We start from the raw sequence: 21,794 nt of genomic DNA on the forward strand, positions 1-21,794 counted from the left end.
CTGACCTACTTACGGGCAAATAAGGAAGGCAGTTATGCTAGTTAAAAGCTTATTGTTGCATGAATATTAATAAACAACTAGAGCAGATCTCTGGGAAAAACAATGAGTAACAAGAGGTAGGAGCCTGCATCTATGAAAGTACGACACAGGCTTCAGATATTATTTTAGTTTACGCGTCAATTAAACCGTAGCGTTCATCAAGAATCGCAATAATTTCACTGCGTGGGTCTGTTGGAATTGCGATATCTTCACCAATGATCTTGCTGGCGATGCCCACATAAGTTTGCGAAACAGCCATCATCACTTCAACAGGCAATTTGTATTCTTTCGCTAATGCCTCACGCTCATCCATGCGATCTTTGTTTAGCAGTACATCACTATCAGGCACATTGTTGATTAATAGTTGGCGGAAGCCTTCTTTTGAGTTCTCGATAATTTTACCGTCTCGATAAGCTGGACCGTCCCATATACGTGAAGAATCCGGCGTACCTACTTCATCAATGTAAATAAGCTGCTCGTTGCCATCGATGTCTTCAACGTAACCAAATTCAAACTTAGTATCGACGAAAATTTGATCTAGCTTGGCAAGTTCAGCACTGATGAGGTTAAAACCTTGAACTAATAAATGCTCATATTGAGCAACATCGTCTTCAGAGTTGAAGTCAAACGCCGCTAAATTGTCAGTAATATTCTTGCGAGTAATATTTACATCATCAACTGCTGGCACATCATCTAAGCCTTCGATGATCCCCTTTGTTGAGGGCGTAATAAGTACTTCATCTAACTTTTGGTTTGCGTTTAACCCTTCAGGTAAATCAATACCGCAGAAAGAGCGAATGCCTTTAGCATAGTCTCGCCACATACTGCCAGTAATATACTGTCGGGCAATAGCCTCTACTTTCACCGTTTTCGCTTTACGCACAATCCACACGTAAGGATGTGGGATATCAACAATATGATTCCCAGCCAAACCCGCCGCATCAAATTGTTTAAACCAATGCGAAGCCACTGCATTTAAGGCGATGCCTTTACCTGGAACACCATTAAGCCCATTTTCACCTTGCCAGATGCAGTCAAAGGCTGAAATACGGTCAGAAATCACCATGATAGCAAGCTCGGTACCTAATGGAACGGCATAACCTTTTTCGGCGATTAAACGGGCACTGTCTTGTTCGGTTAACCAATAAACAGAACGGACTTTACCACTGTGCACAGGACCTTTTGTGCGAATCGGTAAATCATCGTTAACATCTAAGACTTTGTAATTGCTCATGGCTACTCCAACGGGGCTTTAGCATCAATTCAATGGCAGTGTGAGGGTTGTTCACAACCCATACTTTCAGGCGCGCTATGATAAGCTAGGTTTGCACGAAGATAAAGAAAAACGCCCATACAAGCGGACTTTTGTCCTATCTTTTTTCGCTTGAGCATAAAAGCAATGGTTGCCACTGTCGCTCATGACAAATATTACGGTACACTATCGCACATAAGAGACAAGGGTAGAGCTTCAATTGTGGACTTAACTAAATCAACTCAGGGCAAACGTTATTTGATGTACATATCGCAGAATTACTCCTATGCGATATTGCGTCCACTGCAAAAACAAATTCGCGCTCACGGTGGCGAGGTAAAATGGTTTTTGGAGGGGAGCGAAGTTAATCCTGAGTTTTTGGCAAGCGATGAGCAACAATTGCATAGCATTGATGAGATAAGAGCTTGGTCGCCACACGCAACGTTTGCTCCTGCTAACATTCTGCCTACTTTTTTCCCTGGTAAAAAGGTCGCTGTGTTTCATGGCTTCGATGCTGGGAAATTAAATAGTCGTGGAAAAAATGATCACTTCACAATTCGTGGCTGCTTTGATTTGTACTGCACCCAAGGCCCTAACACTACTGGGCCATTTGCTGAGCAAGCAAAAGAAATGGGATTTTTTCGCGTTCGTGAAACAGGTTGGACTATGTTGGATACGTTATTTTCCAATTACGAGGCAAACCCATACATATCCTCAACTGATCATCGGCCAACCTTACTCGTGTGCTCTACTTTCTCTAAACGTCTCTCACTAGCACCACGATTAGTCGAGACAGTAAAAGCGCTCAGAGACAGTGGTAATTATCGTATTTTGGTCCAATTTCATCCCAAAATGGCTGATGACATCGTGGCGCAGTACAAAGCAATGCAAAACGATACGCTCACTTTTGTTGAGACTGATAATGTCATTCCTTTGTTGCAAGCAGCTGATGTCATGCTGTGTGATACATCATCAATACTGCTGATGTTTTTGTTGCTTCGCCGTCCAGTTGTGACCTTCAACAACCAAGCGCCGGGGCCTCATTTACTTAATGTGACCGAAGCCCAAGACGTTGCAGCAGCCATCGACCATGCCCTGAGTCGACCTGCATCATTAATGCAAGAAATTGAAGCATTTTGTGAGCAGCTGCACCCCTACCAAGATGGATGCTCGAGTGAACGCGTGTTAGCTGCAACCAACGATCTGATTGATTCAGATGGGAAAGAACTCAAGCGCAAACCACTCAATCTCATTCGTCAGTTTAAAATGCGCAAGAAATTGGGATACTGGCGCTTTTAACAGGCTACTAATCGCAATGGGCTGAAGGCACGTCAGTGCTGTGATAAAGTCACTGTACTGATGTCATTTTCGTGTGAAAGTCATGATTGAAATTGATAAGTTGTGGTTCTCTTGGCAAGGTGCTCATTGCGCGCCGACAGTCAACATCGATACGTTACACGTCAATAAAGGTGAGCACTTGTTTCTTCATGGTCCAAGTGGTTCAGGGAAATCGACGTTATTATCCTTGCTCGCGGGAATTCAAATACCACAGCACGGAAGCATCACCCTTAATGGCACTAACATCAATCAACTCTCTAGCTCTGAGCGCGATCAGTTCAGAGCTGATCACATTGGCTACATTTTTCAAAGTTTCAACCTGCTTCCCTACTTAAGCCCAATAGATAATGTGACATTGGCATGCCAATTCTCAAAAGTACGCAAACAACGCGCAATTGCCAACGGCAATTCTCTAGAACGCACTGCCTCTGAGCTGTTATTGCAACTGGGTCTTGAACAAGCGCACCATCATCAAGCAGTAAACACCCTGAGCATCGGACAGCAACAACGAGTTGCTGCAGCACGCGCAGTGATTGGTGATCCAGAAATAATTATTGCCGATGAGCCGACATCGGCTCTGGACGAAGCAAACCGCAAAGCGTTTATTGAACTGCTATTTGCGCAAACCGACAAAACTGGAGCGACCGTTGTGTTTGTTAGCCATGAGCATAGCCTTGCGCCATTGTTTTCACGCATTGTGCACCTTGATGAACTGCAAGGAGCAAGTGCATGATTTTATTAAAACTTGCCAGTAAAAGCTTACTCAATCGAAAGGCCAGTGTACTTTTAAGTCTTATCACCATAGCCATTAGTGTGATGCTGCTGCTCACTATTGAGCGTGTGCGCGTTCAAGCCAAGGAAAGCTTTGCTGCGACAGTATCGGGGACTGATCTTATCGTTGGCGCTCGCACTGGAGATATCCAACTGCTGCTTTCCTCGGTATTTCGCATCGGCCACATGAACAATGGTGTAAGCTGGCAAAGTTATCAGGACATTAGTAATAAAAAGGGTGTGAAATGGGCAATTCCCCTTTCTCTGGGTGATGCACACAAAGGCTTTGCGGTACTGGGTACAGACTTAAGCTACTTCGAGCACTTTAAATACGCTAAAAAGCAGTCTCTTGGCTTCAAAGAAGGTCATGCTTTTAGCCATGAAAATGAAGTGGTCATTGGTTCAGATGTGGCTAATACGCTGGGCTACACGCTAGGTGATGAAATCATAGTCGCCCATGGTATGGGCAATACCAGTTTCCACCATCATGACGAAAACCCATTGGTTATTGTTGGCATATTAACGCCGACAGGCACACCCGTTGATAAAACACTCCACGTGCCCTTGATTGCCATAGAACAGATGCACCAAGGTAAAAGTGACCATGCACATCATGAACACCATCATGATGAAGAGGTTGATCTTATTGGCGAACCAACCCAGATCAGCGCTTTTTTGCTTGGTTTCGACAGCCCACTCTATACCCTGCAAATACGCCGTAATATTAACAACTACAAAGCGGAAGCGTTAATGGCGATTATGCCTGGTGTCACTTTACGCGAGCTTTGGGGCATGTTGAGCATTATTGAAAAGTTATTATTGCTCTTTTCAGGGGCTGTATTAACCGTGAGCTTGTTAGGGATGTTAACTACTTTACTAGCCAACCTGTCACAAAGGCGCAGGGAGCTTGCCATTTTGCGCTCAGTTGGCGCCAAACCATGGCATATTTTCTCCTTAATGAGTTTAGAGTCCTTGCTCATCAGTTTTTCTGGAACTGTTATCGGGGTCGTGATGAGCTACCTGCTGTTAGTCATCGCACAACCACTGCTGCAAGCCTATAGCGGTGTAAGCATTCACTTAACTTTGTTGTCTTACTATGAACTCCTGCTCGCCACAGGTATCATAACCGCTGGCTGGCTAGTTGGATTACTGCCAGCAATCCGTGCCTATTTTTATTCCCTACACGATGGGATGAGCATTAAAACCTAGGATTATTATGAACGTTTTTTCAAGTGTTATCGCAGTACTGTTCACCTGCTTCAGCCTATTCTCATGGGCTAATGAGCCCGTAGAAATCTTTTGGGAAGATCTCGTGCCCGAAGGGCATGTGGTGGTTGATACTCGCAATTCGGCATCATCACACGAAGGTGCTGATAAAAACTGGGTGCAACCTGATTTAGATGCACCAGTGGTACAAAAATACAATGGTAAAACCGTTAGTTTGCCTGGCTTTGTGGTGCCATTAGAAGGTGACAGTGAAGTCATCACAGAGTTCTTATTAGTGCCTTACTTTGGCGCCTGTATTCATGTGCCTCCGCCGCCGCCAAACCAAATTGTTCATGTAACTATCAAAGATGGCGTACCCATTGAGAGCCTCTACGACGCCATCGTTGTCACTGGCGTAATGAGCACCGAAGGTTGGAGCGGTGATATTGCTAAAACAGGTTATCGACTAGCAGGAATAGGTGTCGCACCATTTGAGCTTTAATGCGATTTGATATTTAATTAGAACCATACCCACTTGAGGTAAAATGAGTATTGCAACGTGTCGTTAATTAGCAATGATACCGAGAACATGTGGTCACTCGAAGCCAAAGACTTTCTTGAGTACCAAGATAAGTTAGTGGGTGTATCGCCACGCTTTGTGATGTCTTTGTCTCAAGCTCATTCATCAAAAGAAGTGCTATCTGTTGCATCAAGTTGGCTACCAAGGTTAATGGCCTTTGAAAGAGCAAGTATTACTGTGCCCGCTCAAGAAGGGTATTTAAGCTTGTATGCGGTAGAGGGAAACCAAGCAATTCCACGCAATGTTCCACTACCGATTGACTTCACCATGGTCGGACAGGTGTTTGCACATAAAAAGCTAATGCTGTGTCACGACCTCGCCATTGAGTCATATCAAGATTGCCGCATGCTGTATGAAGGTGGTTTGAGTAGCTGTATGGATGCGCCGATGATTTATCGTGACAAATGTGTCGGCACCCTCAATGTCGCACGTACCGATGCCAGTTTTAGCCAAGACGAAGCCATGCATTTGTTTGCCTTAGCTTCGCTTATTGCCATGAATTTGGATTAGGGCGTGTTACTTCTGGCACTGCGTACAATACACCGTGCTACGCCCTCCCAAGCGAATTTCCTTCAGCTCAGTATCGCAACTCACACAAGCTTGCCCCTTGCGGCCGTAGACCAGCAGTTGCTGAGCAAAATAGCCAGGCTTACCATCACTTTGCGCAAAGTCCTTCAACGTTGTACCACCTTGCTCAATTGCTGCCGCTAAAGTCTCTTTGATGATAGGCGTAAGCTTTTGATAACGCGCTAAACTCACTTTTCCGGCCTCACGTTTAGGGTGAATACCCGCTTTAAACAATGATTCATTAGCGTAAATATTACCCACACCAACTACAACGTGATTGTCCATGATGAACTGCTTGATAGGCTGCTTTTTATTGCGTGATTTGGCGTACAACCAGCTCGCATCAAATTCTTCGGTGAGTGGCTCAGGTCCTAGCTTGGCAAACACCGTATGCATAGTATCAAGCTCTTGCCATAAGCACGCACCGAAACGACGTGAATCATTGAGCCTTAAACTCAAGCCATTATCAAACTCGAATACCACATGGTCATGCTTTTTTAGAGGCTCTTTGATATCAACCACACGTAAATGACCAGACATACCCAAGTGCAAAATCACTGCGCCTTCGTCAGTGTGCAGCAGTAAATACTTTGCGCGTCGGGTAACCGACTCGATTTCTTTACCCGCCAACGAATAGACTTGCTCACTTACAGGCCAACGCAACTGGGGTTGGTGAATGCTTACTTTTGTAATCTTTCGCCCTTCAATATGTGGGGCAATACCTAAACGGCTAACTTCGACTTCAGGAAGTTCAGGCATGACTTAACCTTCTAATTGCATGAATAATTGTTGAGCTTGCTCTTTGCTGAGCACCAACCAACGTTGTTGTTGGCGATCGAACAGTTGGTACTGCTGCCCGTCTGGATACAACACATAGACCCATGGCTGAGGTTCACCGGCAAGACTTAAGGTCGCGACCAACATCGGTGATGCCGCCGTTTTCACACCAAGCTCTGCCTGCATATTTTGCCACGCCAAAATCACCGGTTCTAACTGGGTGCTGTCATCCACAAACTCTTCTTCTGCTTGTATACGCCAGCTGGTGCCGATACGCTCAATCCGTACTCCCGGATATTCAAGCGCTAAGATATAACTTTGCTCTGGCAATATGGGTTGAGGACCTAATGGCTCATCATCACCACTGAGTTTATGATGCAACCCATTGAATAAAAAGATCATAATCAACATGGCAAAGATGATAATGTTATTCCATGCTTTGCGGGATAGATTAATTGCCGTCATTGTTTAACCTTGTTTTAAGTCCAAACTTCAGTGTAACCAAAAAGTCCCAGCCACGCAGCCCATTTGCAGCTACCTTCTAGCGGTTAAATATTTTACAATAGCGGCAAATTTTTAGGAGAGTCACAATGGCAATGTACGTAGTAGGGCACAAGATCCCTGATTCTGATTCTATCTGCGGTGCTATCGCACTAGCATATTTAAAAAACCAAATCGGTGAACAAGCGATCCCAACACGCTTAGGTGAAGTATCACCTGAAACACAGTTCATTCTAGATCGCTTTGGCTTTGAAGCTCCTGAGCTGAAAATGAGCTATGCGGGTGAAGACGTATATATCGTTGACCATACTGAAAAAACCCAAGCTCCTGATGACATTGACCAAGCAACTGTTGTCGGTGTTGTTGACCATCACAAATTAGGCGACCTAACTACATCAACCCCGCTTGAGTGTTGGATCCGCCCTGTTGGCTGTTCGAACACCATCATCAAGATGATGTATGACTTCTACAATGTAGAGATCCCAAAAAACATCGCTGGTTTGATGATGTGTGCAATTCTAAGCGATACCGTAATCTTCAAGTCACCGACGTGTACAACGGCTGATATCAAGTGTGTTGAAGCACTGGCTGAAATTGCAGGCATTGACGACCCGAAAGAGTTGGGTATGGACATGTTCAAAGTGAAATCAGCAGTAGAAGGCACGCCGGTACGCGACCTTGTGATGCGTGATTTCAAAGATTTCAACATGAACGGTAACCTTGTAGGTATCGGCCAGCTTGAAGTTATCGACCTATCTGTATTCGATGACATCAAAGCAGACTTAGAAGCAGATATCGCCAAGCTAAAAGAAGAAGGCAACCGTCACAGCGTGCTTCTGCTTTTAACTGACATCATGAAAGAAGGGTCACAGATGCTGATCGCTTCTGACGATGAAGGCATTGTAACTAAAGCATACGGCGAGCAAATCACTGACTCTAAAGTATGGCTTGATGGCGTACTAAGCCGTAAGAAGCAAGTAGTACCGCCTCTACAAGACGCATTTGCGGGTTAATTAACCGCCTCTGTTATTATGAGAAATACGAAAAAGCCGAGCCCTTACAGCTCGGCTTTTTGTTGCCTGCTGCACGAACAATCAGCGTTCTTTGTTAAACCTAAGTGCTTTTGAGACAGCGTTCTAGCGTCGAAGCTGTGCACCACAGCTGATTGCGCCTCCCCCTGTAATAACCTGATTGCTAACAATGCCTGCTGCGACCCCATTACCCCCAAAAGCGGAGCAATGACTCCTAAGTTTGCACAGTTATCAACGGGGTTATCGCTGCGCTCTGGAAACAAGCACTCATAGCAAGGGGAATGTGGCTGTCGAAAGTCAAAGCTCACAACATGACCTTGATAGCCTGTTGCGGCTGCGCTGATAAGTGGTGTACTAAGACGATGACAAATACGGTTAATCATGTAACGGGTCGCAAAGTTATCGGTGCAATCCAGAACAATATCGGCACATTCAATATAGGGAGCTAGATTATTCTCATCCGCTTTTTGGCTAATAGCATTAATCACAATTTCATTGTTTAAGCTCGCCAGCACTTTCGCCGCTGCCTTGGCTTTGGCCTGACCTAAATGGTTTATCTTAAACATGATTTGCCGCTGCAAGTTTGACAGCTCAACCACATCATTATCCATTAGGGTGATCTGCCCCACTCCGGAACTCGCCAAATACATCAGCGCTGGGCTACCTAATCCTCCGCACCCTATCACCAAAATATGAGCCTGCTTGAGTCGCTGCTGACCATCCATGCCCACATCGTCCAGCATAATTTGCCGAGCATACCTTATTTGCTCTTTCGCGCTCAGCTCACCTCCTTGTTGTGGTTTCTCATTCACGGTGTTGTGCCATCAATGTGTGTAATTGAGCAATAGCATCCACCGGCTCTGACGCGTGAGTAATGGCGCGAACCACAGCCACAGCTCCCACTCTCGTTTTTAACACCTCAGGTAGACGCGTTAAGTCAATACCACCAATAGCGACTGTTGGGTAATGTTCATGCATTAATGCAACAAAGCGATTGAGTTTTTCCACACCTTGAATTTGCCCTGTCATATCCTTTGTGGTGGTTGGGTAGATAGCACCAAAAGCCATATAACTTGGGCGATAATTATGCGCGCGTAGCATCTCGTAAAAACCATGAGTAGAAAGCCCTAAGCGCATCTGTGCATCCTGAATTGCTTTGAGATTGGCAAGGTGTAAATCTTCTTGCCCTAAATGCACCCCATAGGCACCATGCTTTAGCGCCAACTGCCAGTGGTCGTTTATAAATACCTGAGCATCGTGCTGGCGACCTAGTTCAATGGCCTGCTTTATGTCGTCTTCAAGATTGGCAGTATCCGCATCTTTTATGCGCAGTTGCACTGTTTTAATGCCGTTTTTCAAGCACAACTCAACCCAATCAACAGAATCAACCACGGCATATAAGCCAAGTTTTTCAGGGCATGGAGCAAAACCTGCAGCGTAATTAAAGTCTGGGTCACAATCAAAATCGAGTGCATCACCGAGCCAACTTCCGCTCTCGATGACCTGAGGAAAATCATCCAAAATACAGGGGAATTGGGTGTGTGCAACAGGACCTACGCCTTCGCCAAAACGCTGCGCAACTTTCAAGCCTGCATTAACGTATGCTTTAGCCAAAATGAACGCATCTTTGAGCGGGTATCCCTTGGCTAAACACGCTGCTATTGCTGAGGACAAGGTACAACCGCTGCCATGGCTATGCGACGTCGGCACCTTTTCATTACCTAACCAGTAATGCTCATCACTATGGCTACAATAATCAACACAATAGCCCTGTGGGTAATCCCAATGACCCCCTTTGATTATGACGCTATTAACTCCCCATTGTTGCAATTTCTGCGCAGCATCTTGCATAGCACTCGGACCAATCAGATAAACGCCCGTAAGCATTTGTGTTTCATGGACATTTGGGGTGATCACATCCACCAGCGGTAGAAGGTGAGTTTTAATCGCATCAACGATGTCACTCTGGGCATCTTCTTCAATTAAACTGTCGCCGCTACTAGCAATCGCTACAGGGTCGTAAACGATGACAGGTGGCGCTGGCCATTTTTGTCGATAGTAGTCTAAATGCTCTGCTACCAATTGAATTTGCTGCACATTTGCTAACATGCCAATTTTTATTGCTTGCGGCGCTAAGTCGTTTGCCAAAGCTTGCAACTGTGACTCCAAAACCGTTAAAGACACCGTATTGATGGCTTCCACACCCACACTATTTTGCGCTGTCAGCGCCGTAATGGCACTGCAGCCATGCACATCAAAGCTGCGCATAGTATGTAAATCTGCCTGAATACCCGCACCACCGCCGCTATCAGAGCCAGCTATGGTCCACACTACTTCACTCATACTCGTCTCACTCATTAAACTGGTGCCATACTGGCATACCTAGGGTTGGCGTTGAAGGCACAGCCGTAGATTTTTCTGCCATTGCTCCTGCCAGATAGCTTTGCCTGCCAGCTAAGGTTGCATGAGCAAAAGCTTTCGCCATCAACACAGGATCATTAGCACCGGCAATTGCACTATTGAGCAACACCGCATCCACGCCCATTTCCATAGCCTGACACGCGTGGGAAGGCAGACCTAAGCCTGCATCAATGATTAAGGTGACATCGGCTAAGCGTTCACGAATACTGTGTATGGCATAAGGGTTCAAGATCCCCTTGCCGGTGCCAATCGGTGCTGCCCAAGGCATGATGACTTCGCAGCCTAAATTAACCAAACGCTGGCAAATGACTAAGTCGTCCGTGCAATAAGGCAGTACTTTGAACCCTTGCGACAACAACTGCTCCGCAGCATCCAGCAGAGCAATTGGGTCGGGTTGTAAGTTGTAATCATCACCAATTAACTCCAACTTAATCCAATCGGTCGCAAACACCTCGCGGCACATATGCGCCAGCGTCATTACTTCTTGCACACTGTGGCAACCAGCTGTGTTGGGCAGTACCGTTAAGCCCGTATCTTTGATCAGTTGCCAAAAGTCATCCCCCGCCGCCATGGTGTTTTGCCTTCGCAAAGAAACGGTGACAATTTCACTTGCACTGGCCTTAATAGCCTCAGACATACATTTGGGCGACGGATAAAGCGCAGAGCCAATCAACAAACGACTCGTAAATTGCTGGCCATATATCGTTAGATTATCTGTCATTTAACCACCTTGAATAGGCGATAGAATATCGATGCTATCCCCTGCTTTAAGTTGCGTTGTTGCGTGCGCTTGCTGCGCGATAAACTGACCATTAAGTGCTAATGCAAAGGGCGCTTTTGCACCGTAAAGCTCGGTGGCTTGTATCACACTGATTGCTTCTTGGACTTCAAATTCTTGGTCGTTAATATAAATTTTCATCATTATTACCCGTTACATACTCAGGTTCATATGCGCTAAAGCCTGCTTGACGAGCGCAGGAGCAATCATAAAACCATGACGATATAAGCCATTGATGCTAATAACATTCCCTTGCTTACTAATATATGGTTCATGATCTAAGGTCGCTGGACGCAGCCCAACTTGTAGCGCTTCGATGTGCGCTTCGGCAAAGCCACTATGTACTGAGTAGGCAGCAGAGAGCAGCTCCAAAGCGCTGCGTACCGATGTTGGCCGCAGATCGTCCGATTCGATTTCAGTTGCACCAATAACGAAGCGGTTATGCGGTTTTGGCGCGATATAAATGGGGTAACGAGGATGCATAAGCCGCACTGGTCGCGTCAGGTGCACCTCTGGTGCTATTACTCGCGCCACCTCGCCGCGTACACCTCTAAGTTTGATGTCATGCTTAGCTCCCAACCCGCGACAATCAACGACGGTATTAAAGAGCCCGTTATCAAGCTTATGAGGACAAATCTGCTGGTCAAAGTGAAAGTGCGCGCCCCTTTTCTTTAAGGTGGCATAGCTGTGCTGATAAAAGCCTAGGTTATCCAGTTGCCCCTCATTTGGCAGGTGCAGTGCATGTGTAAATCGCACTGATAACTGCGGCTCTAACTGCACTAACGCAGCATGGTCTATATTGCGAGGTTTATGTTCAATGTTTTCAAGCGGCTTTAGGTGTTGCCTAAAGTGTGCCATCGCCCCTTGGTCCTGCGCATGGGCGACAACTAAAGTGCCTGCCCGTTGGAAAAACACCTCTGTCTCTAGCTGCGCCAATAGTTTAGGCCAAAGATCCAAAGACTCCGTGCCTAAGTCCACTACGTGCGTGCTGGCGTGAACTGACTCTGCTAAAGGGGCCAGCATCGCTGCTGCGACGTATCCCGCGCTTGCTTTAGTAAAGCGGTCATCACACTCAAAAACATGAACGTCATAATGCTTAGCCAACATCAATGCGGCCACCCGACCGCACACACCAAAGCCTACTATCGCTACTTTTTCCTTCATTCATGAGCCTTATGATAAAGCTCGCTGCCTGAGGCTTTGAATTCGGCAGACTTTGCTTGCATCTGCGACTCAACATCAACCATACGCACACTGATTTCTTCGTCTAGAGTGCGTGAGTCAATGCCCTTTTGCTCAAGATCTTTGGCGTAATCACGCACCTCTTGGGTGATCTTCATTGAGCAGAACTTCGGTCCGCACATAGAACAAAAATGCGCAACCTTACCTGATTCTTGCGGCAAGGTTTGGTCATGGTATTCTCGCGCGCGCTCTGGGTCTAAACCAAGGTTGAACTGATCATGCCAACGGAATTCAAATCGTGCTTTTGACAATGCATTATCACGCTCTTGAGCGCCAGGATGGCCTTTGGCTAAATCCGCGGCATGTGCGGCTATTTTATACGTGATTAATCCCTCTTTTACGTCTTCCTTATTGGGCAACCCCAAGTGTTCTTTTGGGGTCACATAACAGAGCATGGCGCAGCCGTACCACGCTATCTGTGCAGCGCCTATGCCAGAGGTGAAATGGTCGTACCCCGGTGCAATATCGGTAGTTAACGGCCCAAGAGTATAAAAAGGCGCCTCGCCACAATGGGCTAACTGCTCATCCATGTTCGCCTTGATCATATGCATCGGCACATGACCCGGCCCTTCTATAAAGACCTGAACATCGTGCTGCCACGCTATTTTTGTTAATTCACCTAGGGTGCGCAGCTCACTAAACTGAGCTTCATCATTGGCATCAGCAATAGACCCTGGACGCAAGCCGTCACCTAATGAAAAGCACACATCATATTGTTTAAGGATTTCGCAAATTTCTTCAAAATGGGTATAGAGGAAGTTTTCTTTGTGATGGGCTAAACACCATTTCGCCATGATTGAACCACCCCGAGACACGATGCCCGTGACGCGCTTGGCAGTCATCGGCACATAACGCAGCAACACACCTGCGTGGATAGTAAAATAATCTACTCCTTGCTCGGCTTGTTCAATCAAGGTATCGCGAAACAGCTCCCAAGTAAGGTCTTGTGCAACGCCATTAACCTTTTCTAATGCTTGGTATATGGGCACGGTGCCAACAGGGACTGGCGAGTTACGTATGACCCACTCACGGGTCTCATGGATGTAGCGCCCCGTTGATAAATCCATGATGGTGTCAGCCCCCCAACGGGTTGCCCACACTGTTTTTTCTACCTCTTCTTCGATAGAAGATGTCACCGATGAGTTGCCAATATTAGCGTTAACTTTCACTAAAAAGTTACGGCCAATAATCATCGGTTCAGATTCTGGATGATTTATATTATTGGGGATCACAGCACGTCCGCGCGCCACTTCATCGCGTACAAACTCAGGGGTAATAAACTCTGGGATGCTGGCACCAAAAGAATGACCCACATGTTGCTCTTGGCGCAGTTGCTCGCACAGTTGTGCGCGCCCCATATTCTCGCGAATCGCAATGTATTCCATCTCGGGGGTGATAATACCTTGGCGGGCATAATGCATCTGCGTAACATTTTTGCCCGTTTTTGCACGGCGCACCTTGGGTAGGTGCTCAAAGCGGATATGATCTAAGCCCTCATCGGCCATGCGCTGCTGTGCGAACTGTGAGCTTTGATTAGGCAACAGCTCGGTGTCTTCGCGTTGCTCCACCCACTTTTGGCGAAGCGGCGGTAAACCTTTACGAACATCGAGTTCAAAGTCAGGGTCTGTATATGGGCCGGAGGTATCATACACTCGAATTGGCGCATTTTTTTCAAACACAGGATTGTCTGCACTGCCACCGACTAAGCTATCGCCCAACGTGATTTCTCGCATACCTACACGCACGCCACACCGCGAGCCTTCAACATACACTTTATGGGAGTTAGGAAAGGGTTGACCGGTTAAGTTGTATATATAGTCCGACGCCGCTTCACGATTTTGGCGACGATTAAGTTTATTGCTATTTGACATGACATTGCTCACTAAGTTTGTTGAGTGTGTCTTGTCTGGAGGCGGCACTACATTGAGTAGTTGCCTATGGTCCGTGCGCGTATGCGCCGCTGAGGCTGGGCTTAGTTTGTGCCAAAAGGCACAAGCGTGCCGAGGCTAGCTTGTTCCCTACGCAGGTATGAGCCTGATCAGGTTAACGGATCCCGCAAATGCGATCTCAGCCCGCTAGCAATGAATTGCTTTGGGCACTCCGACAAGTATTCGCCGAGCAGTCTAGCCTAGATGATTAGCGTTGTGCAAGCCAACGGTCGAGGTGATTCGCAAATTGTTGTTTATCTTGTGCGCTTAACGGTGCCTGCCCACCGGTTTGAATGCCACTGCTGCGCAAGGTGTCCATAAAGTCCCGCATATTCAAACGGGATTTTATATTTTCCTTGGTATACAACTCACCGCGTGTATTCAAAGCAAGCGCCCCTTTATCAATCACTTCTGAAGCTAAAGGAATGTCACTGGTGATCACCAGCTCGCCACTTTGCACTTGTTTAACTATTTCATTATCAGCTACATCAAAACCTTGCATGACTTGTTGCATGCGCAAAAACTCAGACGCTGGTAAGCGAATATACTGATTAGCAACGAATACAGTTTTCGTTTTGGTTCTTAGTGCTGCGCGACAGATGATCTCTCGAATCGCCACTGGACAGGCGTCGGCATCAACCCAAATGGTCATAACGCTCTTCAATTTTATGCAAAAGGTGAGTATACGCGTCATCACCACAAATAAAAAAGCTTTCGCCATTCATCGCAGGTAAGCGTGATTTATCGCGTTTACTCGCGCGCGATATTTAAACGCATACAATGGTGAAAAAATAACTAGGGATCAGCGTTATGAAACCAGCATTAACACTACTGAGCGCAGCGATTGTGGCATCCATAAGCCCACTCGCACACGCCAATACCGACAAACAATCGCTACAATTTAGTGATGTTTTCGACTTCAAATACCCTAAATCTACAGTTTTAGGTGAACAGGGCAAGTTCTTAGTATTGAGTGCCACCCCCTATCGCGGTGACGCCGAAGGTGTACTTTACAACCTAGAAACCAACACCCTCATTAGCACTGTTGAGCGCGGTACTAAAGCGCAGCTCAATAAAAACAGTCAATGGGCTGCATTTATTCAAGTACCTTCTTTGCTTGAAAGTGAAACTGCAGACAAAAAAGCCAAAAAAAAGCTTAAAAATAACTTAGTACTGGTTAGCACCCAAAGCGGTGAACAACGCGTTTTCACTGAAGTAAAAGATTACCAACTTTCGGACGATGGTCGCTGGTTAGCATACCGTCATGACGTTGAGGCTAAAAAGGCTGACAATGATGACGATGCCGACAAAGAGTCCAAAGATGACAAAAAGGCACAGATCAAAGCTGACAAAAAAGACACGGCATTCGACTTACACCTCGTAGACTTAACTACGGGCGAAAAAAGCACGTTTGAATCTGTGCTTGAATATGCCATTAGCCACGCAAGTGCATCGCTATTATTTAATACAATCAGTGCTGATGGCAGCGAAAACAAAGTTGGCTTAGTCACGCTCAGTAGCCTTGAAAGTGCCACCTTAATTGACGAACCTGGGGTGACGCTTAGCGCTATTGATTGGCATCCAACTCAAGAACTTGTTGCCTTCAACACCGGTAATTACGTGAATGATGACACTCGCCGCCGCAACTATCGCACTATGTTATTCGATGCAAAAAACAATGTATTGCGCGGTATTGATAGCCAATGGCAAGCGGGTAAAAAAGGTCAATTAACGTGGTCAGAAGATGGTGAGCGTCTGTTCTTCACAGCCCGCCCTAGTCTTGATAAAAAGCTAAAAGAGCTCAAATACAAAGACGAAAAGTCACTTCGCGACTACGACACCATCATGGCTCAGGCCCAAATGAACCTATGGCACCACAAAGATGACGAAATTAAACCTCGCGCAGAAGTGACATGGAACGAGCAAAATAAATATCGCCATTACCAAGCTGTGTACCACCTAAATGGTGACGAGGTAGTGCAACTAGCCGATGCCAATATGCCCGAGCTGCGTTTAAACACAGAAGCGACGCACTTACTTGGCTACAACAGCCAACCCTATCTGCAACAAATTACCTACAAAGGGTTTTACAGCGACTACTACAGCGTTAACGTTCAAACTGGTGAGCGTACGCTGATTGTTGCCGAGCACCCTCACCGCCCAAGTGTTGCGCCAACAGGAGAACATGCGGTGTTCTTTGATGATGGCGTTTGGCAACTTAAGGACTTAGGTAGCAATAAAGTCACGCCACTGAGTAAAGCCATTAATGCGGTGTTCGCTGACGATAAACATGACTACCCGTCACCGATTGGCAGTTATGGCGTAGCGGGCTGGTATGAAGATGGCTCTCACGTTTTAATTAATTCTAAGCATGATATTTGGGCGTTTGACGTAACAACAGGTGAGGCAAAAGCGCTAACATCTGGCGAAGCGAGCAACAAACAGTACCGCGTCATCAACCTAGATGACAAAAAAGTAGGCTTTAGCGCGGATGAAGCACTTGTGTTGCGTGTGTTTGACCTACAGAACAAGCAAACAGGCATCGCTGAGCTGAAACTTGCTGATGCCTCGTTGACAATGCTACGCGATGGCGACGCCCGTTTTGACCTAGTAAAAAAAGCGAAAGATTCGCAAACGTATCTGTTCACTGAGCAAAGCTATTCGCAGTTCCCAGACTATTGGGTGGCGAATGAGCGCCTGAGTGATGCGAAAAAAGTCACTAACTTAAACCCGCAAATTAGCACTTTCAAATGGGGCCAAAAGCCTGAGTTAGTCAGCTACAAAGGCTTTGACGGTGAAGATTTACAGGGTGTTTTAATCAAACCTGATGGCTATGTTGAAGGCGAGCAAGTACCGGTGGTTATTTATTTCTATCGCTATATGAGTCAGCGTCGCTTTGACTTCCCACGTATGGAACTCAATCATCGTCCGAACTTCCCAATGTTCACATCAAATGGCTACGCCGTATTCTTGCCTGACATTCGTTTTGAAATTGGTCGCCCGGGTCCTTCATCAACGCAAACCATGATTAATGCAGCTCAAGCACTCATTGATACGGGTGTTGCCGACCCAGATGCAATTGGTTTACAAGGTCACTCTTGGGCGGGCTATCAGAGTGCCTTTATGGTGACCCAAACGGATATGTTTAAAGCCGTGGTTTCAGGCGCGCCGGTGTCTAACATGACTTCGGCGTACAGCGGTATTCGCTTGAAATCAGGATTAGCGCGTCAATTCCAGTATGAAACTGGACAAAGCCGTATTGGCAAAACGCTGTACGATGCCCCCGAATTATATATTGAAAACTCACCGGTATTTTTTGCTGATAAAGTAAATACGCCAATCATGATCATGTTTGGTAACGATGACGGTGCTGTGCCTTGGCAAGAAGGTATTCAATATTACCTAGCACTTCGCCGTGCCGGTAAAGATGTGATCTTCCTTGAGTATGAAGGTGAACCACACCACCTTAAGAAGTTCCCGAATCAAGTGGACTTCTCAATTCGCATGATGCAGTACTTTGACCATCATCTCAAAGGTAAGCCTGCACCAGCATGGATGACAGAGGGCGTTGCTTTTGAAGAGGAGTAGGTGCTCTTAGCAAGGCTCCAACAACAAAAAGGCAAATCAACTGGTTTGCCTTTTTCATTCAACTCGGTAATTAATTGGCTTCACGCTGTATGTGCATCGCCCGCTTAATTCCTGCTTCTAGAAACATGGCGTAGGCCCGCTTTTGCAAGCCCTCTTCTGTGGGCTCAAACTGTTTTGGGAAACTTCCTACTAAGCTCGCAAGGTCACTATCCGGGTTTTCTTGTACATGGGTTTGTATGGCTTTGAGCCACTGTGAGGGTTGTGCAAGCTGCGTTTTATTCATGAGCGCCCCGTGCCCAGGCAAAATAGCCTCTAAAGGTAATGCCGAGAACGTTTGTAGCGCACTTATCCATGAGGCAAAGTTACCTTCACCGGGGTAAGGTAACATATCAACAATATCGGCACCCACGAGCACTTTATCTGTTTCTACCAATACCACTAAGTCACCCTCTGTGTGCGCTGACAGTGGCTGGACTTGCACCGCTACCCCACCTAAATCGAAAGATTCGGTGGAACCTACAATATGCTTCGGTTCTTTGAAGGACAAATCTTGCCAATTCGCTAACCTTGCTTTCGCGCGGGTAATTTTTTCTTGCCATTGCCCTTGCTCATCTTCTGGCAACTGCGCCATGCGTTGCTCACTTAAGGCAATGCTTTTAGCAAAGCCATCAAGTCGCTCGTTAAGCTGCTGATGGGCACGATGAAAGGCCTCACCGAGATGCGTATGCACAATCAATTGTGCGTCAGGAAAATGCTGTTGCACCATAGCTAAACCAAGTAAATGGTCATCATGCGCATGAGACACTAATAGGTAACACAAAGGTGCGGTGAGCTTGTCCTTGAGTACATCGATAAACGCCTGTGTTTGTGCAAACTCTCCTGGGGCATCGACTAATAACGCACACTGCTGGCCTTGAATAAGCGCTTGGTTTGAATCATAAAAGCGTAGCTTTTCACTTTGTTGAACAAAGGTCACATGCTCACTCACCGACTGCCATGTTTGTTGCGCCCCGGCAGCTGTGGTTACAGCAGCTAGAGCGATTGCGATAAGGTAGTTACGCATAATATGCACCTTATTGTTGATTGTATTAAAAAACAAAGGCGCTCTGAGGCGCCTTTTTTGTTTATTCATCCTGTTTTAACGCAGCTTCGAGCTTATCGCATAGCGCGCTATGCTGCATATATTGCTGCTGTAATTGCGCTTTGGCTTCTAGCAACTCATGGGATAAATTCAACGCAGCCATCAGCAGCGCTTTTTCATCATTACGAATTGCTGAGCGCGCGCGCATTTGCTCAACATTAGCATTCAAATTTTCGGCAGCAGCGAGCAGTGCCTGCTCCTGTCCTTGCGGGCAAGCAAATTGATGCTCTCTGCCAAGCAGATTAACTTTGACGCTGTGCCCTTTGTCGCTCATTAACTTGCCGCTTGTAATTTCTCAAGTAAGGAGCTGAGTGTTGTGCTTGTTTCTTTTTGCTGTTCTTCACTCTCAAGCACTTCTAGCTGCAAGGTTTCATTTTCATCTTGAAGCTTCGCATTGTGCTCTCGCAAAGTCGTGATCTCTTGGCTCAACTGTGCATTGCGTGCAATCAGGTTATCGACCAGTTGTTCGAGTTGGGAAAGGGTTTCTTGATTCATAAATGCGCTCTTTAAACTGTTGATTAGAGTATGCAAATGTAAAGCAATATGCCTAGCGATGCTAGGACTTGTGGCCGAATTCCTGTAAATTTTGCCAGTATTAACAAGCAGTTCATTTTCAAAGCTCATCAGTTCAGCTGTGATTAAACGAGTCAGTATGATTTTCGCTCAATTATTGATTGTATTTTGTGGCTGTCGCTTGTGCACAAATACCAGTAAAATACCCGTACACATAATGCTATGGACTTACTATGCTCAGTTATCGCCATTCTTTTCACGCAGGCAATCCTGCAGATGTCATCAAACACTTGATACTTGCTCAATCACTCAAACACATGGTGAAAAAAGATAAGCCGTTTGATTACATTGATACTCACTCTGGCGCAGGGTTTTTCGCACTCGAAAACGCTGACATGCAAAAAACCAAAGAGTACGAAGATGGCATTGCGAAGTTATGGGACTACCAAGGTGAAGTAGCAGCGATAAGTGAATATGTAGCACTTATCAAAGGGCTGAATAACACTGAATCACTGGCGCATTATCCCGGCTCTCCGAAAGTGGCAGAGCAGTATTTACGTAAACACGATAAAGGCTGGTTTTTTGAACTGCACCCTCAAGATTTGACGCTGTTAGAAAAAAATATGAGCGGTAAGCGCTCACTGCGCGTTAAAGGCGAAAATGGCTTTACGGGTTTACTGGGTTTAGTTCCCCCTATTTCACGCCGCGCTTGCGTGTTAATGGACCCACCCTATGAAATTAAAACCGATTACGACAAAGCCGTGGACAGCTTAATAAAGGCCCATAAGCGCTTTAGCACAGGTACTTATTTACTGTGGTATCCCGTAGTCGAGCGTGAGCGTATTGATAGAATCGAGCAACGATTACAGCAAAGTGGTATCAAGAACATTCAATTATTTGAACTAGCAACCAGCGCAGATACAGACGTCCATGGCATGACTGCATCAGGCATGATTGCGATTAACCCGCCGTATACCTTGATGCAAACGATGCAAGAAGTACTTCCTGAACTTGTATCATTGTTGAGTGATGAAACAGGCTTTTATCGCGCCGAACAACTCGTTGCGGAATAAGGCCAGTGCGCACAGCTTAAGCTTTGCGCGTGGCTGATACTGGATCTTGGTGGATAAGCACATCCACCTCACCGCCAAACTCAGGATGCTTGCTCAAACTAAACGCTTCTTTGACCATCGCCTCCACTTCATCGGCAATGGCGTGAGCTTGCACCAGCGTAATGTGGTCATCTAATTCTAAATGAAATTCAACAAAACGCACCTTGCCTCCTTGGCGCGTGCGCAGAGCGTGTACTCCATGTACGGCTTCATGAGCACAGGCAACGGCGACAATGTGTTCTTTTTCATGCTCAGGTAATTCTTTATCCATCAAATGTGATGAGCTTTCCATGGCAATTTGCCAAGCATTAAACAGCAAGTAAGCGGCAACGAATAAGGCAAAGAAAGGATCCGCTCCGCTGACGCCGTAATAAGCCAGCGCCAGCGCCACCATCACGGCGATATTGAGCATTAAGTCACCTTTGTAATGCAGTGAGTCAGCTTTTAAAGCCACCGATTCTGTACGTTTGATTGCTTGAAACTGCACGAATACCACAATCAAAGTACAGACAATAGCGAACACACTGACCCACACACCTAATAAAGAATGCGTGATAGCCACAGGATTAAAGAAACGCTCAATGGCATGAAATGCCAGTAAACAACCGCTACCCGCTATGAACGCAGCTTGCCCAAGGCCCGCAAGAGCCTCAGCTTTACCGTGACCAAACCGGTGATCATCATCAGCCGGTTTCAATGCATAACTGAGCACAAAAAAGTTAACCAAGGTCGCACTGACATCAAGCAAAGAGTCGGTTAATGAGCCCAGCATGGCTGCGGAGCCCGAAGCAATCCATGCCCATGCTTTAGCGGCAATCATTAAACTCACCATTACCAGGGTGGTCATACTCGCGGCCTTAACCCAAAAGTCATAACTGCGTGTTGTTTTTTCTGCCTGCATGTAACTACCTTGTCTACCGATGTTTTCACCTAACTTACGTGCTTTATTGTAACCAGTTTTGATATACTCAGGCCACATTTGGCAATACAACTTTGGTTGCTCACTAAC

Annotated in this window: 22 protein-coding genes and 1 riboswitch; of the genes, 8 read left to right on the forward strand and 14 right to left on the reverse strand. The window is 46.2% G+C overall.

Going from position 1 to position 21,794, the window contains the following annotated elements; all coding sequences use genetic code 11:
* Positions 1 to 169: 169 nt before the first annotated feature.
* On the reverse strand, positions 170 to 1,273 hold the full coding sequence (locus AAEU32_RS05590) for a phosphoribosylaminoimidazolesuccinocarboxamide synthase (RefSeq protein WP_421969542.1): 1,104 nt from the start codon (positions 1,271 to 1,273) through the stop codon (positions 170 to 172).
* A gap of 240 nt (positions 1,274 to 1,513) precedes the next feature.
* Between AAEU32_RS05590 and AAEU32_RS05595 the strand changes: the two genes are divergently transcribed.
* The 5 genes from AAEU32_RS05595 to AAEU32_RS05615 all read left to right on the forward strand — a co-directional run bounded on the left by AAEU32_RS05595 (position 1,514) and on the right by AAEU32_RS05615 (position 5,696).
* Positions 1,514 to 2,590, forward strand: coding sequence for a CDP-glycerol glycerophosphotransferase family protein (locus AAEU32_RS05595; RefSeq protein ID WP_421969543.1), 1,077 nt, complete (start codon positions 1,514 to 1,516; stop codon positions 2,588 to 2,590).
* An 82-nt stretch (positions 2,591 to 2,672) separates the two neighbouring features.
* Positions 2,673 to 3,362, forward strand: a complete 690-nt coding sequence (locus AAEU32_RS05600; RefSeq protein ID WP_421969544.1) for an ABC transporter ATP-binding protein — start codon at positions 2,673 to 2,675, stop codon at positions 3,360 to 3,362.
* A complete protein-coding gene (locus AAEU32_RS05605) occupies positions 3,359 to 4,609 on the forward strand; it encodes an ABC transporter permease (protein ID WP_421969545.1) in 1,251 nt (416 codons plus the stop codon). Before AAEU32_RS05600 ends, AAEU32_RS05605 begins: the two co-directional genes overlap by 4 nt.
* Before the next feature lie 7 nt (positions 4,610 to 4,616).
* A complete protein-coding gene (locus AAEU32_RS05610; RefSeq protein WP_421969546.1) occupies positions 4,617 to 5,108 on the forward strand; it encodes a DUF3299 domain-containing protein in 492 nt (163 codons plus the stop codon).
* A 57-nt stretch (positions 5,109 to 5,165) separates the two neighbouring features.
* Entirely contained in the window at positions 5,166 to 5,696 is a 531-nt protein-coding gene (locus AAEU32_RS05615; protein WP_421969547.1) for a GAF domain-containing protein, read from the forward strand.
* 6 nt (positions 5,697 to 5,702) lie between these two features.
* Here the strand turns inward: AAEU32_RS05615 and mutM are convergent, their stop codons facing one another.
* Both mutM and AAEU32_RS05625 read right to left on the reverse strand, forming a co-directional pair.
* Positions 5,703 to 6,512, reverse strand: a complete 810-nt coding sequence (mutM, locus tag AAEU32_RS05620; RefSeq protein WP_421969548.1) for a bifunctional DNA-formamidopyrimidine glycosylase/DNA-(apurinic or apyrimidinic site) lyase — start codon at positions 6,510 to 6,512, stop codon at positions 5,703 to 5,705.
* A gap of 3 nt (positions 6,513 to 6,515) precedes the next feature.
* The gene (locus AAEU32_RS05625; RefSeq protein WP_421969549.1) at positions 6,516 to 6,995 is read right to left on the reverse strand and encodes a hypothetical protein; all 480 of its coding nucleotides are present in this window, start codon (positions 6,993 to 6,995) and stop codon (positions 6,516 to 6,518) included.
* 125 nt (positions 6,996 to 7,120) lie between these two features.
* Here AAEU32_RS05625 and AAEU32_RS05630 point away from each other — a divergent pair, with 125 nt between their 5' ends.
* Complete coding sequence (locus AAEU32_RS05630) at positions 7,121 to 8,044, forward strand: manganese-dependent inorganic pyrophosphatase (protein WP_421969550.1); 924 nt, start codon at positions 7,121 to 7,123, stop codon at positions 8,042 to 8,044.
* 44 nt (positions 8,045 to 8,088) lie between these two features.
* On the opposite strand, the gene AAEU32_RS05635 is transcribed toward AAEU32_RS05630, so the two are convergent.
* From AAEU32_RS05635 to AAEU32_RS05665, 7 genes are all read right to left on the reverse strand, one after another.
* Positions 8,089 to 8,874 (reverse strand): HesA/MoeB/ThiF family protein, encoded by a 786-nt coding sequence (locus AAEU32_RS05635; protein WP_421969551.1) that lies wholly within the window; start codon positions 8,872 to 8,874, stop codon positions 8,089 to 8,091.
* The gene (gene thiE, locus AAEU32_RS05640; protein ID WP_421969552.1) at positions 8,867 to 10,405 is read right to left on the reverse strand and encodes a thiamine phosphate synthase; all 1,539 of its coding nucleotides are present in this window, start codon (positions 10,403 to 10,405) and stop codon (positions 8,867 to 8,869) included. The genes AAEU32_RS05635 and thiE overlap by 8 nt, the downstream gene beginning before the upstream one ends.
* A 7-nt stretch (positions 10,406 to 10,412) precedes the next feature.
* Positions 10,413 to 11,204 (reverse strand): thiazole synthase, encoded by a 792-nt coding sequence (locus AAEU32_RS05645; protein ID WP_421969553.1) that lies wholly within the window; start codon positions 11,202 to 11,204, stop codon positions 10,413 to 10,415.
* Positions 11,205 to 11,405 (reverse strand): sulfur carrier protein ThiS, encoded by a 201-nt coding sequence (thiS, locus tag AAEU32_RS05650; RefSeq protein WP_421969554.1) that lies wholly within the window; start codon positions 11,403 to 11,405, stop codon positions 11,205 to 11,207.
* A 9-nt stretch (positions 11,406 to 11,414) separates the two neighbouring features.
* Positions 11,415 to 12,425 carry an FAD-dependent oxidoreductase gene (locus AAEU32_RS05655; RefSeq protein WP_421969555.1) on the reverse strand — a complete coding sequence of 337 codons (1,011 nt, stop codon included), beginning with the start codon at positions 12,423 to 12,425 and terminating at the stop codon, positions 11,415 to 11,417.
* On the reverse strand, positions 12,422 to 14,374 hold the full coding sequence (gene thiC, locus AAEU32_RS05660) for a phosphomethylpyrimidine synthase ThiC (protein WP_421969556.1): 1,953 nt from the start codon (positions 14,372 to 14,374) through the stop codon (positions 12,422 to 12,424). Before thiC ends, AAEU32_RS05655 begins: the two co-directional genes overlap by 4 nt.
* 127 nt (positions 14,375 to 14,501) lie before the next feature.
* A riboswitch (TPP riboswitch) is annotated at positions 14,502 to 14,616 on the reverse strand.
* 23 nt (positions 14,617 to 14,639) lie between these two features.
* Positions 14,640 to 15,083 (reverse strand): YaiI/YqxD family protein, encoded by a 444-nt coding sequence (locus AAEU32_RS05665; protein WP_421969557.1) that lies wholly within the window; start codon positions 15,081 to 15,083, stop codon positions 14,640 to 14,642.
* 158 nt (positions 15,084 to 15,241) lie between these two features.
* Between AAEU32_RS05665 and AAEU32_RS05670 the strand changes: the two genes are divergently transcribed.
* Positions 15,242 to 18,019, forward strand: a complete 2,778-nt coding sequence (locus tag AAEU32_RS05670) for a S9 family peptidase (protein ID WP_421969558.1) — start codon at positions 15,242 to 15,244, stop codon at positions 18,017 to 18,019.
* Between the two features lie 70 nt (positions 18,020 to 18,089).
* On the opposite strand, the gene AAEU32_RS05675 is transcribed toward AAEU32_RS05670, so the two are convergent.
* From AAEU32_RS05675 to zapB, 3 genes are all read right to left on the reverse strand, one after another.
* The gene (locus AAEU32_RS05675) at positions 18,090 to 19,082 is read right to left on the reverse strand and encodes an MBL fold metallo-hydrolase (RefSeq protein WP_421969559.1); all 993 of its coding nucleotides are present in this window, start codon (positions 19,080 to 19,082) and stop codon (positions 18,090 to 18,092) included.
* A gap of 61 nt (positions 19,083 to 19,143) precedes the next feature.
* The gene (locus tag AAEU32_RS05680; protein WP_421969560.1) at positions 19,144 to 19,434 is read right to left on the reverse strand and encodes a cell division protein ZapA; all 291 of its coding nucleotides are present in this window, start codon (positions 19,432 to 19,434) and stop codon (positions 19,144 to 19,146) included.
* Positions 19,434 to 19,655, reverse strand: coding sequence for a cell division protein ZapB (gene zapB, locus AAEU32_RS05685; RefSeq protein ID WP_421969561.1), 222 nt, complete (start codon positions 19,653 to 19,655; stop codon positions 19,434 to 19,436). The genes AAEU32_RS05680 and zapB overlap by 1 nt, the downstream gene beginning before the upstream one ends.
* A gap of 251 nt (positions 19,656 to 19,906) precedes the next feature.
* Between zapB and AAEU32_RS05690 the strand changes: the two genes are divergently transcribed.
* Complete coding sequence (locus AAEU32_RS05690; protein ID WP_421969562.1) at positions 19,907 to 20,746, forward strand: 23S rRNA (adenine(2030)-N(6))-methyltransferase RlmJ; 840 nt, start codon at positions 19,907 to 19,909, stop codon at positions 20,744 to 20,746.
* 16 nt (positions 20,747 to 20,762) lie between these two features.
* Here the strand turns inward: AAEU32_RS05690 and AAEU32_RS05695 are convergent, their stop codons facing one another.
* On the reverse strand, positions 20,763 to 21,686 hold the full coding sequence (locus AAEU32_RS05695) for a cation diffusion facilitator family transporter (RefSeq protein ID WP_421969563.1): 924 nt from the start codon (positions 21,684 to 21,686) through the stop codon (positions 20,763 to 20,765).
* Positions 21,687 to 21,794: the final 108 nt, after the last annotated feature.

Origin of the sequence: Pseudoalteromonas maris (assembly GCF_049257235.1) — a bacterium.
In the GTDB taxonomy this organism is placed as follows: Bacteria; Pseudomonadota; Gammaproteobacteria; order Enterobacterales; family Alteromonadaceae; genus Pseudoalteromonas.

What these genes read in the sequence shown, in the direction of transcription:
- AAEU32_RS05590 (WP_421969542.1), bottom strand. Translation starts at nt 1,273, where the DNA reads ATGAGCAATTACAAAGTCTTAGATGTTAACGATGATTTACCGATTCGC.
- thiC (WP_421969556.1), bottom strand. Translation starts at nt 14,374, where the DNA reads ATGTCAAATAGCAATAAACTTAATCGTCGCCAAAATCGTGAAGCGGCG.
- AAEU32_RS05695 (WP_421969563.1), bottom strand. Translation starts at nt 21,686, where the DNA reads ATGCAGGCAGAAAAAACAACACGCAGTTATGACTTTTGGGTTAAGGCC.
- AAEU32_RS05680 (WP_421969560.1), bottom strand. Translation starts at nt 19,434, where the DNA reads ATGAGCGACAAAGGGCACAGCGTCAAAGTTAATCTGCTTGGCAGAGAG.
- AAEU32_RS05605 (WP_421969545.1), top strand. Translation starts at nt 3,359, where the DNA reads ATGATTTTATTAAAACTTGCCAGTAAAAGCTTACTCAATCGAAAGGCC.
- AAEU32_RS05610 (WP_421969546.1), top strand. Translation starts at nt 4,617, where the DNA reads ATGAACGTTTTTTCAAGTGTTATCGCAGTACTGTTCACCTGCTTCAGC.
- AAEU32_RS05645 (WP_421969553.1), bottom strand. Translation starts at nt 11,204, where the DNA reads ATGACAGATAATCTAACGATATATGGCCAGCAATTTACGAGTCGTTTG.
- thiE (WP_421969552.1), bottom strand. Translation starts at nt 10,405, where the DNA reads ATGAGTGAAGTAGTGTGGACCATAGCTGGCTCTGATAGCGGCGGTGGT.
- AAEU32_RS05675 (WP_421969559.1), bottom strand. Translation starts at nt 19,082, where the DNA reads ATGCGTAACTACCTTATCGCAATCGCTCTAGCTGCTGTAACCACAGCT.
- mutM (WP_421969548.1), bottom strand. Translation starts at nt 6,512, where the DNA reads ATGCCTGAACTTCCTGAAGTCGAAGTTAGCCGTTTAGGTATTGCCCCA.
- AAEU32_RS05655 (WP_421969555.1), bottom strand. Translation starts at nt 12,425, where the DNA reads ATGAAGGAAAAAGTAGCGATAGTAGGCTTTGGTGTGTGCGGTCGGGTG.
- AAEU32_RS05665 (WP_421969557.1), bottom strand. Translation starts at nt 15,083, where the DNA reads ATGACCATTTGGGTTGATGCCGACGCCTGTCCAGTGGCGATTCGAGAG.
- AAEU32_RS05625 (WP_421969549.1), bottom strand. Translation starts at nt 6,995, where the DNA reads ATGACGGCAATTAATCTATCCCGCAAAGCATGGAATAACATTATCATC.
- AAEU32_RS05600 (WP_421969544.1), top strand. Translation starts at nt 2,673, where the DNA reads ATGATTGAAATTGATAAGTTGTGGTTCTCTTGGCAAGGTGCTCATTGC.
- AAEU32_RS05670 (WP_421969558.1), top strand. Translation starts at nt 15,242, where the DNA reads ATGAAACCAGCATTAACACTACTGAGCGCAGCGATTGTGGCATCCATA.
- thiS (WP_421969554.1), bottom strand. Translation starts at nt 11,405, where the DNA reads ATGATGAAAATTTATATTAACGACCAAGAATTTGAAGTCCAAGAAGCA.
- zapB (WP_421969561.1), bottom strand. Translation starts at nt 19,655, where the DNA reads ATGAATCAAGAAACCCTTTCCCAACTCGAACAACTGGTCGATAACCTG.
- AAEU32_RS05630 (WP_421969550.1), top strand. Translation starts at nt 7,121, where the DNA reads ATGGCAATGTACGTAGTAGGGCACAAGATCCCTGATTCTGATTCTATC.
- AAEU32_RS05690 (WP_421969562.1), top strand. Translation starts at nt 19,907, where the DNA reads ATGCTCAGTTATCGCCATTCTTTTCACGCAGGCAATCCTGCAGATGTC.